This window comes from Paraburkholderia bonniea (assembly GCF_009455625.1).
Taxonomy (GTDB): domain Bacteria; phylum Pseudomonadota; class Gammaproteobacteria; order Burkholderiales; family Burkholderiaceae; genus Paraburkholderia; species Paraburkholderia bonniea.
The window spans coordinates 267,250-280,708 of sequence record NZ_QPEQ01000001.1; the positions used below are offsets into that span (position 1 = coordinate 267,250).

Consider the following 13,459-nt stretch of genomic DNA (forward strand, 5'->3'; position numbering starts at 1 on the left):
ACCGGAGACAGACATGAAACTGAAGGCATGCACGCGCCTGGCGGCATTTTTTTTCGCGCTCGCCGTAGGGACAGCACTCACGATGGGCGGGGTACGAGCGGCGAACGATACGGTGAAGATTGGCTTTATCACCGATATGTCGGGGCTTTACGCCGATATCGACGGGCAAGGTGGGTTAGAGGCGATTCGTATGGCGGTGGCGGACTTCGGCGGCAAGGTTAATGGCAAGCCGATTCAAGTGGTGTATGCCGATCATCAGAACAAGGCCGATATCGCAGCGTCACGCGCACGTGAATGGTTCGACCGCGAAGGCGTGGACATGTTGATTGGCGGCACGAACTCCGGCGCAGGCCTGGCAATGAACCAGGTGGCGGGCGAGAAGCACAAGGTGTATTTCAGCATTGGCGCAGGGGCCGATACGCTGACCAACGAACAATGCACGCCGTACACGGTGCATTACGCCTACGACACCACCGCGCTGGCCAAAGGCACGGGTTCGGCCGTGACGAAGCAAGGCGGCAAGACATGGTTTTTCCTGACCGCTGATTACGCCTTTGGCAAGGCGCTCGAAAAGAACACGGCTGAGGTGGTGAAAGCGAGTGGTGGCCAGGTGCTGGGCTCTGTGCGGCATCCGCTTTCGGCATCTGATTTTTCCTCGTTCCTGCTTCAGGCGCAGGCCTCAAAGGCGCAAGTGCTTGGGCTGGCGAACGCGGGGGGTGACACGATTAATTCAATCAAGGCAGCGAAAGAATTTGGCATTACCAAATCAATGAAGATCGCCGCGATGCTGGTGTTTATCAACGATATCCACAGCCTTGGTCTGGAAACGACGCAAGGGCTGGTGCTGACAGATAGCTGGTACTGGAACAAGGATGCAAACACGCGCAAATGGTCGCAACGGTACTTCGACAAAATGCGCAAGATGCCTTCGAGCCTGCAGGCGGCCGATTACTCCGCCACCATGAACTATCTGAAAGCGGTGCAGGCGGTGGGGTCGACTGACGCCGACAAGGTGATGGCGCAGCTGAAGAAACAGAAAATTGATGACTTCTTCGCCAAAGGCTATGTGCGCCAGGACGGCAGCATGATCCACGACATGTACCTGATGCAGGTCAAGACCCCGGCTGAATCTAAAGAGCCATGGGATTACTACCGAATCATCGCCACCATCCCAGGCGAGCAGGCCTTTACGACCAGGCAGGAGACGCGCTGCGCATTGTGGAAATAACGCTGGGCAGGTGCACCCGGACGCCGCTGCTTGATGGCTTGGTAGTTTGGCGGCCTCGTGGCCAGGTGCACCGGCTTTTCTCTGCTGACCGATGACCGGTTGAAGGTTCGATGGATATCTTTGGCATCCCACTGCCCGCGATGCTGAGCCAGTTGCTGCTCGGTCTCGTGAATGGCTCGTTCTACGCGATGTTGAGTCTTGGCCTCGCTGTGATTTTCGGCTTGCTCAACGTCATCAATTTCGCTCATGGAGCGCTCTTCATGCTCGGCGCGATGCTGGCATGGATGGGGCTGGCTTATTTCGGGCTGCCTTACTGGGCGATGCTGGTGCTGGCACCTTTAATCGCTGGATTGTTTGGCATCCTGATCGAGCGAAGCATGTTGCGCTGGCTGTATCGCCTCGATCATCTCTATGGCTTGCTGTTGACGTTCGGCCTCACGCTGGTGATCGAAGGGGTATTTCGCTCGCTATATGGCTCGTCTGGCCAGGCTTATGACGTGCCTGCTGCGCTGTCTGGTGCGACTGATCTGGGCTTTATGCTGTTACCGAACTATCGCGCGTGGGTGGTGCTGGTATCGCTCGTGGTGTGCTTTGCGACATGGTTCGTGATCGAGAAAACCCGGCTTGGCGCATATCTCCGGGCAGGGACGGAGAACCCTCGGCTAGTCGAAGCGTTTGGCGTTAACGTGCCGCGAATGATTACGCTGACCTATGGCTTTGGCGTAGCGCTCGCCGCATTCGCCGGGGTGCTTGCGGCACCGGTGATTCAGGTGTCGCCGCTGATGGGGCAGTCGATGATCATCACGGTATTCGCGGTGGTGGTGATCGGTGGGATGGGGTCGATCCTTGGCGCGATTCTGACGGGGTTGATGCTAGGCGTGATTGAAGGACTGACCCGGGTGTTTTATCCCGAAGCCTCGGCAACGGTGGTCTTCGTCATCATGGCGCTGGTGTTGCTGGTGCGGCCAGCGGGCATCTTCGGCAAGGAAAAATAATGCAGAAAAGAATGCTCTACGCGCTGCTGCTGTTCGGTCTCGTGCTGGCACCGCTGGCGGGGGCGTACCCGCTTTTCATGATGAAGGTGATGTGCTTCGCACTGTTTGCCGCGGCCTTTAATTTATTGCTGGGCTATACCGGCTTGCTGTCGTTTGGTCACGCGATGTTTCTCGCTACCGCAGGTTATGTCACCGGTTATACGATCCAGACACTTGGCCTGACCCCGGAGCTGGGCGTGATCGCAGGAACGCTGGCGGCGACGCTGCTTGGCTTGATCGTTGGCTTCTTTGCGATTCGGCGTCAGGGCATTTACTTTGCGATGGTGACGCTGGCTTTCGCCCAGATGGTGTACTTCGTTTATTTGCAGGCACCGTTCACACATGGCGAGGATGGCTTGCAGGGCGTGCCGCGCGGTGCATTGCTAGGGCTGCTCGATCTATCGTCGGATCTCACGCTGTATTACGTGGTGCTGGTGGTGATGGTGCTGGCGTTTGCGCTGATTGTGCGCATCGTGCATTCACCGTTTGGGCAAGTGCTGGTAGCGCTCAAGGAGAACGAGGCGCGCGCGGTTTCGCTGGGGTACGACACGAGCCGCTTCAAGTTTGCTGGCATTCGTGCTGTCGGCGGGGCTAGCGGGGCTGGCGGGGTCGATGAAGGTCCTGGTGCTGGGCTTCGAGACGCTCGGAGACGCCTACTGGACGATGTCTGGGCTCGTGGTGCTGATGACCCTCGTGGGCGGCATGGGGACGCTGTTTGGACCGCTACTGGGTGCCGCTCTGATCGTCACACTGGAAGACCGTCTGGGAGACATGGGGGCGGCGCTGGCATCACTGACTGGGGTTGAATGGTTCCGTGCGTTAGGCGAATCGGTGACGATTGTCACAGGGGTGATTTTTATCGTGTGCGTGCTGGCTTTTCGCCGAGGGATTGTTGGTGAGATCGTGGCGCGGGTTCGGCTTGCACGCTCGCCTGGATGAAATGATTTGGTCTCCGATGTATGTGGTGAAATTACTCATATCGCATGATCTGCCATCGCGCTGGAATGATTTTTTTCTCATGCGATCAAGGCGGCATATGCCTAGGGTAAATGCTAGTTGTTCACTTCAGGGTGCTTGTTTAACCTTCACGCAGTTCTGACGCAAGCAGGTAAAAGCTGAGCAGAAAAAGCTGATTTCGCAGGTGGAGAACGAGGAGACAACGAGGCATTCAGTGCCCGAAAAAGCGCTACCAGATTAATGTCTGGTGGCGCTTTTTATTTGGGCAATCGCCTTTGCCTGTATGGCTTTGGCGGCAGTCATCCACAAGCCCAGGCAGATTCGTTCTTCCTTACGTTTTATGCTTGGCGCATTCAACAGACCTCCGCTAAACTCGCCAGGCCCTGTCTATCTAGCCAGTCATTGGCTCAGGGGATTTAACCCACTGCGCCGTTTGTGCGAGCAGGGGTCACGGAGATTTTATGAGGTGGGCATCACGGCAGGTGAATATCAACAGGCAGGGCAGGGGCGCAGCAATCTGCGGCCGGCCGGTACAGATAGCCCATTTCATTTTCGATAGTGGCAGACAGCGGCTTGCTTTAGTCTGCGATGCAAGCAGAAGCAGTGTTCGATCGTAGTCGTAGTTAACCAGGGCGCGTGCAGTTTGACGCGCCTTTTTGTTGTGCGCGGCCCTGGCATGGGGCAGCCATTTTTACTCACCCGGCCTTTAAGCCGGACCATCCGTTACGCGCCAGGCGGGCGCGTGGAGACTTCAGCAAATGAAAATCAAACACTGGGCCCAGGCGGGCATCGTATTGGCGCTGGCAGGCGTGGCGGGCAGCGTGATGGCACAGGTCAAGATCGGGGTGATCGTGTCGGCGACGGGGCCTGCCGCATCGCTTGGTATTCCAGAGAAAAACACCATTGCGTTGCTGCCCAAAGAGATTGGCGGCAAGAGTGTGCAGTACATCGTGCTGGATGATGCGACCGACCCTAGCCGCGCGGTGCAGAACACCCGCAAGCTGATTGATGAAGATCACGTGGACGCAATCATCGGCTCTACCGTGACGCCGAATTCGTTGGCCATGCTTGGGCCAGCGTCGGACAGCAAGACACCGATGATCTCGATGGCCGCCTCAGCGGCGATCATCGAGCCGATGGATGCAAGACGCGCATGGGCGTTCAAGACGCCACAGAACGACAGCCTGATGGCGGATGCGATTGCCGGATATATGGCGCAGCACGGCGTGAAGACGGTGGGTTTTATTGGCTTCTCGGATGCTTATGGTGAGAACTGGTACACGGTTTTCAGCGCAGCGGCCAAGGCGCACAACCTGAAGCTGGTAGCGAATGAACGCTACAACCGCCCGGACACCTCGGTGACTGGGCAGGTGCTGAAAATCATGTCGGCGAACCCGGATGCCGTGCTGATCGGCGGCTCGGGCACACCGGCGGCATTACCCGCAAAGGCGCTTAAAGCGCGCGGCTACAAGGGCAAGATTTATCAGACGCATGGCGTGGCCAATAACGATTTCCTGCGCGTGTGCGGCAAGGATTGTGAAGGTGAGCTGCTGCCTGCGGGCCCGATCCTCGTTACTGAACAGTTGCCCGCATCAAACCCGGTGAAGCAGTCATCGCAGGCGTACAAGAGCGCCTATGAAAAAGCCTATGGCGCAGGTTCGGTATCGACCTTTGGCGGGCATGCATGGGATGCAGGGCAGATGCTGCAGCAGGCGATTCCCGTCGCGCTGAAGCAGGCTAAACCGGGTACGCCAGCATTCCGTGAGGCGTTGCGTGCAGCGCTGGAGAATCTGAAAGACGTGCCGGTAGCGCACGGCATCATGAATACGACGCCAACCGACCATAACGGTCTCGACAAACGGGCGCGGGTGATCGTGCAGATTGTCGACGGCAAGTGGAAGCTGCAAAACGACTGATGTTGTTACAGCAGGCGCGTAGTGCAAACGGTGTGGCTAGCAAGTTCTGGCCGCACCGTTTTTTTTGCGACAAATGGAGGCGGGCAGTGAGTCCGCTTTGATTTAAACGTTCGAAGATGAGGAACCATGGACTTGTCAATCGCGGCGATCCTCGCTCAGGACGGCATCACCACGGGTGCGATTTACGCATTGCTGGCGCTTGCGCTGGTGCTGGTGTTTTCCGTCACGCGGGTGATCTTCATTCCGCAAGGGGAGTTTGTAGCGTATGGCGCGCTGACGCTGGCCGCACTACAGACGCAAAAATTCCCTGCGACTTGCTGGCTGCTGCTGGCATTGGGGGCCGGGTGTTTCTGCGCTGAATGCGCCGCGCTGTTGCGCTATCCCGGGCGGCGCCACCGCGTGGCGCGCACGTTGCTCACGCTGGCGGGCAAATATCTGCTGCTGCCGCTCGCGGTCTATGCGTTGACTCGCAGCACATTCACGCAGCCGCTGCCGATGATCCTGCAAATCGCGCTGACGCTGCTGATCGTGGTGCCGATGGGCCCCTTCGTCTACCGGCTGGCCTACGAACCTATCGCAGAGGCCAGCACCTTGCTGCTGCTGATCGTTGCTGTTGCCGTGCATTTTGTCCTGGTTGGTCTTGGGCTGGTGATGTTCGGTGCGGAAGGCTCGCGCACCACGCCCTTTTCGGACGCGACGTTCAATCTGGGCGGGCTGTCGATCTCCGGACAAAGCCTGTGGGTGATCGGCATGGCGGCGGTGCTGATCGTCGCGCTGTATCTGTATTTCGACCGGACGATTTCGGGCAAGGCCTTACGCGCGACTTCGGTGAACCGCCTGGGCGCGCAGCTGGTCGGGATTGGCACGACCCAGGCGGGACGTCTGGCATTCACGCTGGCGGCGGGTTTGGGCGCGCTGTGCGGGATTCTGGTGGCACCGCTCACCACGATCTATTACGACTCGGGTTTTCTAATCGGGCTGAAGGGCTTTGTGGGCGCGATCATTGGCGGGCTGGTTAGCTATCCGCTGGCAGCAGCAGGTGCTGTGCTGGTTGGTCTGCTGGAATCCTATTCATCGTTCTGGGCCAGTGCCTATAAGGAAGTCATCGTGTTCACGCTCATCATCCCCGTGTTGCTGTGGCGCAGCTTTGTGACTCCGCACGTCGAAGAAGATGAGGAGTGACACGATGAAACGCATGATGCAAAACCGCTTTTTCTGGTTGTTTCTGCTGGTGATTTTTGTCCTGCCGGTGCTGCCGCAACCGCTGCGCATTCCGGAGTACTGGGTGACGCTGCTTAACTACATTGGGCTGTATTCGATTGTGGCGATTGGGCTGGTGCTGCTGACCGGCATAGGCGGAATGACCAGTTTTGGGCAGGCGGCGTTCGTCGGGATTGGCGCTTACACCACGGCGTATCTGACGACCCATTTCGCCGTATCGCCATGGGCCGCGCTGCTGGTTGGGGTGGTGCTGACGGCGCTGATTGCGCTGGTGCTGGGCCTTGTGACGATGCGCTTATCCGGCCATTTTTTGCCGCTTGGCACGATCGCATGGGGGTTGGCACTGTTTTTCCTGTTCGGCAATCTCGACATGCTGGGCAAGTACGACGGCATCAACGGCATTCCGGCGCTTAGCGTGCTGGGCCTTCGGCTTGAGTCTGGGCGGGAGATTTACTACCTGATCTGGGCGGCGGTGCTGGCGGCGATTGTATCGGTGCAGAACCTGTTGAATAGCCGTCCTGGACGGGCCATTCGCGCGTTGCGTGGCGCGGGCTCAATGGCTGAGGCCATGGGCATCAACACGGCGTGGATGCGCGTGCTGATCTTCGTCTACGCAGCCGTGTTGGCCGCTGTTTCCGGCTTTCTCTATGCGCACTTGCAGCGCTCCGTGAACCCCACACCGTTTGGGCTGAATCACAGCATCGAGTTTTTGTTCATGGCGGTGGTTGGGGGGATTTCGCATGTCTGGGGCGCGGTGCTGGGCGCAGCGATCCTGACCCTGCTGCAGGATTATTTACAGACGCTGCTGCCCAGATTGCTGGGCGCGAACGGTAATTTCGAAGTGGTTGTCTTCGGCGTGTTGATGGTGCTGTTGCTGCAGTATTCGCGTCAGGGCGTCTGGCCTTACGTCGCACGCCTGTTTCCACGCGAGCCGAAAGCCCATGCGCCTTCTGCCGCGACTGAGCCCTTGCCGCAACGTGATAAGCCAGTGGCCGGTGCAGCCTTGCTGAGTGTGAACTTGGCGCGCAAACAGTTTGGCGGCCTGGTGGCGGTGAATGACGTGAGTTTCAACGTCGACGCGGGCCAGATCACGGGCTTGATCGGCCCGAATGGAGCGGGTAAATCCACGACGTTTAACCTGGTTAGCGGCGCGTTGACGCTGACTAGCGGGGAGATTCATTTCTGCGGTGAACGGATCGACGGGCTGAGCGCGCGTGAGATTGCCAGCCGCGGCATCGGCCGGACGTTTCAACACGTGAAGTTGTTACCGGGGATGAGCGTGCTCGAAAACGTGGCAATCGGCGCTCATTTGCGCGGCCATGCTGGCGTGTTGCGCAGCATCGCCCGCTTGAATGGCGCGGAAGAGGCCCGGCTGATGGCCGAAGCCGCCCGGCAGATTGAGCGGGTGGGCCTTGCGGCACATTGCTATGACGAAGCGGGGAGCTTGGCGCTAGGACAGCAGCGCATTCTTGAGATTGCACGGGCGCTGTGTTGCGACCCCACATTGCTGCTACTGGATGAGCCAGCGGCTGGCTTGCGTTATCAGGAAAAGCAGCAGTTGGCGAAGTTGCTGCGACAACTCAAGGAAGAGGGCATGAGCATCTTGCTGGTTGAGCACGATATGGATTTCGTGATGAATCTGGCTGACAAGGTCGTCGTGATGGAGTTTGGAACACGTATTGCCGAAGGTTTGCCGCACGAGGTGCAACAAGACCCTGCCGTGCTCGAAGCCTATCTGGGTGGGGTGGAGTGATGACGATGAAAAATGTTGCAACACCGATGTTGCAGCTCGACGCGTTGTCTGCGCGTTACGGCAAGGTCGAGGCGCTACACGGCACGCGGATAGAAGTGACGCCCGGGCAGATCGTCTCGGTGATTGGGCCAAATGGCGCGGGCAAATCGACGTTATTAAACGCGATCATGGGTGCCTTGCCTGTCTCGGGCCAAGCCAAAGGATCGGTGCTGTATCGCGGCGAAGAGGTGAGTGCGCTGCCGGTCGAGCAGCGAGTGGCACGCGGAATGTGCCTCGTGCCGGAAAAGCGCGAGTTGTTCTCAACGATGAGCGTAATAGACAACCTCTTGCTGGGAGCCTACCGACGCAAGCGTGCCGGAGAGCGCAATTATCTTGACCAGCTTGACCCCGTATTCACGCTGTTCCCCCGGCTGAAGGAGCGCCGCAATCAGCTCGCGGGGACGTTGTCCGGCGGAGAGCGTCAGATGCTCGCAGTGGGGCGGGCACTCATGGGCAAACCAGACTTGCTGATGCTGGACGAGCCAAGTCTCGGCCTAGCCCCACTGATCGTGAAAGAGATCTTCCATATCATCAGCGCATTGCGTAATACAGGTGTGGCTATCTTGCTGGTTGAGCAAAATGCCCGTGCTGCACTGCAAATTTCCAATTACGGCTACGTGCTGGAAACAGGTGAGTTGGCATTGGAAGGTCCCGCGTCAGAGCTTGCGCAAAATCCACGAGTGGTTGAGAGCTATCTAGGGCTAGCCAAAAAAACCGCATAATTTAGCGAGCGTTCGGCTTTACCGCAAATATCAACGGCATGTTTCACGTGAAACATGCCGTTTTTCTTGCCTGGCCGATTGGATGAGATTCGGGGCCTGAAGCGAACCCGCTATAATTCGCCCCATACATTTTCCTCAGAAAGGCTCGCGTGCGATCTACGCGAGATCCGCGATGCTTTATCCCACAGAATTTGACGTAATCGTCGTTGGCGGCGGCCATGCTGGTACAGAGGCGGCGCTCGCTGCTGCCCGAATGGGTAATAAGACGCTGCTACTGACTCATAACATCGAAACACTTGGCCAAATGAGCTGTAATCCGTCGATTGGCGGAATTGGCAAAGGTCATTTGGTGAAAGAGGTTGATGCGCTAGGCGGTGCAATGGCTGCAGCTACCGACGAAAGCGGCATTCAGTTTCGTATTCTGAATTCCTCAAAAGGCCCAGCTGTCAGGGCGACACGCGCTCAGGCGGATCGCTTGCTTTATAAGCAAGCCATTCGATACCGCCTCGAAAACCAACCCAATCTTTGGTTGTTCCAGCAAGCGGTTGAAGATCTGATGGTCGAGGGTGATCGCGTGGTGGGTGCGGTGACTCAGGTGGGCGTGCAGTTCCGTTCACGCGCTGTCGTCTTGACCGCTGGAACATTCCTTGATGGCAAGATCCACGTCGGTCTGAACCATTACACAGGTGGGCGGGCTGGCGATCCAGCGGCAGTGTCCTTATCTGCACGATTAAAAGAGCTGAACTTGCCACAAGGGCGTTTGAAAACGGGCACGCCCCCGCGTATTGACGGTCGCTCCATTGATTTTTCGAAACTGGAAGCGCAGCCTGGCGATCTTGATCCAGTGCCGGTGTTTTCCTTTCTGGGCTGGGCAGAGCAGCATCCGCAGCAAGTGCCTTGCTGGGTGACTCACACCAATGCGCGGACGCATGACATTATCCGCAGCGGTTTGGATCGCTCACCGATGTACACCGGCGTGATTGAAGGAGTGGGGCCCCGGTATTGCCCCTCCATCGAAGACAAAATTCATCGCTTTGCATCGAAAGAATCTCATCAGATTTTTCTGGAACCAGAAGGCTTAACGACTAACGAGTTCTATCCAAATGGGATATCGACCAGCCTGCCGTTTGATGTTCAGCTAGAGCTGGTGCACTCAATGCGCGGGCTCGAATCGGCGCATATTCTTCGCCCCGGTTATGCAATTGAATACGACTACTTCGATCCACGTGGGCTCAAGGCTTCGCTTGAAACCAAGGTAATACAAGGATTGTTTTTCGCGGGTCAGATTAATGGAACCACCGGCTACGAAGAAGCCGCCGCGCAAGGACTGCTGGCCGGGATTAACGCAGGGCTTCAGGTGCAGGGCAAAGAAGCATGGTGTCCTCGCCGGGATCAAGCCTATTTAGGCGTGTTGGTCGACGATCTCGTAACCCAGGGCGTATCCGAACCCTATCGGATGTTCACAAGCCGGGCAGAGTACCGCCTCAGCCTGCGCGAAGACAATGCCGATATGCGCCTAACCGAGATGGGGCGTGAGCTTGGCGTCGTAGACGATCTACGCTGGGACAGCTTCAACCGCAAACGCGATGCTGTTTCACGTGAAACAGCACGCTTGCGTGCCACATGGGTGAATCCCAAGACGCTATCGGCGGATGAGGCAATCGCCCTGCTTGGTAAGCCGATTGAACATGAGTACAACCTTGCTGACTTGCTACGCCGCCCTGGCGTGACATACGAAGGTGTGTGCGGATTGCTTGGTGGCACCTGTGGACCCGAAGTTTCACTGGCTGATGAGGAGGTGCTTCTGGCGCAGATTAAAGAGCAGATTGAAATTGGCATTAAGTACCAGGGTTATATCGAGCGCCAGGCCGGGGAAATTGAACGCAACGAATCACACGAAAACACGCGTCTTCCGCACGAGTTGAACTACGCCGATGTGCGTGGCTTGTCTTTTGAGGCGTGCCAGAAGTTGACGGAGTTCCGTCCCGAGACGATTGGTCAAGCCTCGCGTATTTCAGGCATTACGCCAGCCGCCATTTCACTGCTGATGGTTCACCTGAAACGAGGCGGACTAGGACGACGCAATGTCCGTCCAGATGAATCGCCGGTGGTGTCATGACGATGGGAGGCAAACGGGTTGACGCCTCGACTAGCCGGGATGCACAGAAACTGCTGCTAGACGAGGGCATCAGTGAGCTAAATCTTGATCTGGATGAGTCGCAACGGGGCAAGCTTCTCGATTACGTTGCATTGCTCGCTAAATGGAATGCCGTCTACAACCTGACGGCCATCCGCGATCCACAGCAAATGCTGATTCAGCACATTCTCGATTCACTCTCGATCGTGCCGCATCTCGCTGGCCGGGGGCCCTCGGTGGCGCTGGATGTTGGTTCGGGCGGGGGCTTACCTGGCATCGTTCTCGCAGTTGCATTGCCTGACTGGCATGTGACTTTGAACGACATCGTGCACAAGAAAACAGCCTTTCAGGCACAAGCGAAAGCCGAATTGGGGCTGAGCAATCTGTCTGTCGTCACCGGCCGGGTAGAGACCTTACGGCCAGGAACAGAGGTGCCAGCGAAGTTCGATGTGATTGTTTCCCGCGCATTTGCGGAGCTAGCCGATTTCGTCACGCTTGCCCGCCATCTGGTGGCTGGGCAGGGTGCGATTTGGGCCATGAAAGGCGTGCGTCCTGATGATGAGATCGCACGCTTGCCAGCAGGCTCGCATGCCACCCAGGTTATTCGTCTCAAGGTGCCGCTGCTGGAGGCGGAGCGTCATTTGGTTGAAGTCGTCGTCAATGAGTCCGCCCAGGTTGATTAACCGGGGCCGTGTCGAATTTTTATTGATCCACAGGCAGTAAAAAGGGATATATCACGATGGCAAAAATCTTCTGTGTTGCGAACCAGAAGGGCGGGGTTGGCAAGACTACGACAACCGTCAATCTCGCCGCCAGTCTCGCAGCGCAGGGGCAGCGTGTTCTTCTCGTTGACCTTGACCCACAAGGGAACGCGACGATGGGGAGCGGCGTCGACAAAGCCGCATGCGAGAACACGATTTATGAGGTGCTGGTGGACGGCATGCCAGTTGCCGATGCACGAGTCAGGCCCGAAGCGGTGGGCTACGACGTGCTCCCAGCTAACCGTGAGCTGGCGGGGGCAGAGGTAGAACTGGTCAGCCTGCCGAACCGTGAGCGCCGCTTAAAGAGCGCGCTGGCACTGGTGGCTGACGACTACGATTTCATCCTGATCGACTGCCCACCGGCGTTATCGCTACTGACGCTGAATGGTTTGTGCGCTGCTCACGGCGTAGTGATCCCAATGCAATGTGAATATTTCGCCCTTGAAGGGCTGTCTGATCTGGTCAACACGATCAAGCAGGTTCATGCGAATTTAAACCGGGATTTAACCGTGATTGGTTTGCTGCGCGTGATGTTTGATCCTCGCATTACGTTGCAGCAGCAGGTGTCCGAGCAACTTAAAGAGCATTTCGGTGAGAAGGTGTTTGACGTCGTGATCCCGCGCAACGTGCGGCTTGCAGAGGCCCCGAGTTACGGCTTGCCAGGTGTGGTGTTCGACAAAGCCTCTCGTGGCGCGCAAGCCTATCTCCAGTTTGGCGCGGAAGTTATTGAACGCTTGCGCGCACAGTAATGCGCGATTACACAAAGCAGACCGAGGAAATACGATGAATGCAGTCGCACGAAAAAAGGGCTTGGGCCGAGGGTTGGACATATTGCTGGGCGGCGGCACGGACATTACGGAAGCGGTGAAAATCGCTGGCGCGCTTAACGTTTTGCCGCTGGAAAAACTGCAGGCGGGCAAATATCAGCCACGTTCACGTATGGATGAAGGGGCGTTGCAGGAACTTGCCGCCAGTATCCGCACACAAGGCGTGATGCAACCCATTCTGGTGCGGCCCGTTTCAGCGGATAAATATGAAATTATCGCGGGCGAACGACGTTTTCGCGCCGCACATCTGGCTGGACTGACGGATGTTCCGGTGCTGGTAAAGGATGTGCCGGATCAGGTTGCTGCCGCGATGGCGTTGATCGAAAACATTCAGCGCGAAGATCTGAATCCGCTTGAAGAGGCGCAAGGTATCCAGCGCTTGCTCGACGACTTCAATTTCACGCATGAACAGGCGGCTGAATCGGTAGGCCGTTCCCGCAGCGCTGTGTCGAACCTGTTGCGTTTGCTGAACCTTGCGGCACCCGTGCAAACCATGCTGCTTGCCGGTGATCTGGACATGGGGCACGCCCGGGCTTTACTCGCGGTTGATGCCGCGACGCAAATCTCGCTTGCCAATCAGGTGGTCAACAAACGGCTGTCGGTGCGTGAAACCGAAAAGCTGGTGACTTCGACCGCCAAGGCTGCCCCCGCACTTAAGACACGTGAAAAACACGACGGTGGCCGGGATACCCGGCGACTGGAAGAGGAGCTGTCGGATTTGCTGGCCGCGACGGTCAAGATCAAGCTGGGCCGTAAAGGGCGTGGCCAGGTCCTGGTTGATTTTGGCGATCTTGAAGCCCTTGAGGGCATTCTGGTCCGGCTGCGCGGCAACGCGACGGTCTGAGCGCCAGCGGTTGTGACGAA

General features: G+C 57.5%; 10 protein-coding genes and 1 pseudogene. All 11 read left to right on the forward strand.

Annotated features, from left to right (window positions below; translation table 11 throughout):
- Positions 1–13: 13 nt before the first annotated feature.
- Positions 14–1,228 (forward strand): ABC transporter substrate-binding protein, encoded by a 1,215-nt coding sequence (locus GH656_RS01185; protein WP_153074210.1) that lies wholly within the window; start codon positions 14–16, stop codon positions 1,226–1,228.
- Between the two features lie 110 nt (positions 1,229–1,338).
- Entirely contained in the window at positions 1,339–2,223 is an 885-nt protein-coding gene (locus GH656_RS01190) for a branched-chain amino acid ABC transporter permease (protein WP_153074211.1), read from the forward strand.
- A pseudogene (locus GH656_RS01195) lies at positions 2,223–3,201 on the forward strand (branched-chain amino acid ABC transporter permease). The gene GH656_RS01190 and the pseudogene GH656_RS01195 overlap by 1 nt, the downstream one beginning before the upstream one ends.
- A 776-nt stretch (positions 3,202–3,977) precedes the next feature.
- Entirely contained in the window at positions 3,978–5,135 is a 1,158-nt protein-coding gene (locus GH656_RS01200; protein ID WP_153074212.1) for an ABC transporter substrate-binding protein, read from the forward strand.
- Between the two features lie 126 nt (positions 5,136–5,261).
- A complete protein-coding gene (locus GH656_RS01205; RefSeq protein WP_153074213.1) occupies positions 5,262–6,317 on the forward strand; it encodes a branched-chain amino acid ABC transporter permease in 1,056 nt (351 codons plus the stop codon).
- Positions 6,318–6,321: 4 nt separating this feature from the next.
- Entirely contained in the window at positions 6,322–8,109 is a 1,788-nt protein-coding gene (locus GH656_RS01210; RefSeq protein ID WP_153074214.1) for a branched-chain amino acid ABC transporter ATP-binding protein/permease, read from the forward strand.
- A 5-nt stretch (positions 8,110–8,114) separates the two neighbouring features.
- Positions 8,115–8,870 (forward strand): ABC transporter ATP-binding protein, encoded by a 756-nt coding sequence (locus GH656_RS01215; RefSeq protein WP_153074215.1) that lies wholly within the window; start codon positions 8,115–8,117, stop codon positions 8,868–8,870.
- Between the two features lie 172 nt (positions 8,871–9,042).
- The gene (gene mnmG, locus GH656_RS01220; RefSeq protein ID WP_153074216.1) at positions 9,043–10,989 is read left to right on the forward strand and encodes a tRNA uridine-5-carboxymethylaminomethyl(34) synthesis enzyme MnmG; all 1,947 of its coding nucleotides are present in this window, start codon (positions 9,043–9,045) and stop codon (positions 10,987–10,989) included.
- Positions 10,986–11,690, forward strand: a complete 705-nt coding sequence (gene rsmG, locus GH656_RS01225) for a 16S rRNA (guanine(527)-N(7))-methyltransferase RsmG (protein ID WP_153074217.1) — start codon at positions 10,986–10,988, stop codon at positions 11,688–11,690. The genes mnmG and rsmG overlap by 4 nt, the downstream gene beginning before the upstream one ends.
- 56 nt (positions 11,691–11,746) lie before the next feature.
- Positions 11,747–12,517 (forward strand): ParA family protein, encoded by a 771-nt coding sequence (locus GH656_RS01230; RefSeq protein ID WP_153074218.1) that lies wholly within the window; start codon positions 11,747–11,749, stop codon positions 12,515–12,517.
- A 34-nt stretch (positions 12,518–12,551) separates the two neighbouring features.
- Positions 12,552–13,439 carry a ParB/RepB/Spo0J family partition protein gene (locus GH656_RS01235; protein ID WP_153074219.1) on the forward strand — a complete coding sequence of 296 codons (888 nt, stop codon included), beginning with the start codon at positions 12,552–12,554 and terminating at the stop codon, positions 13,437–13,439.
- Positions 13,440–13,459 lie beyond the last annotated feature (20 nt).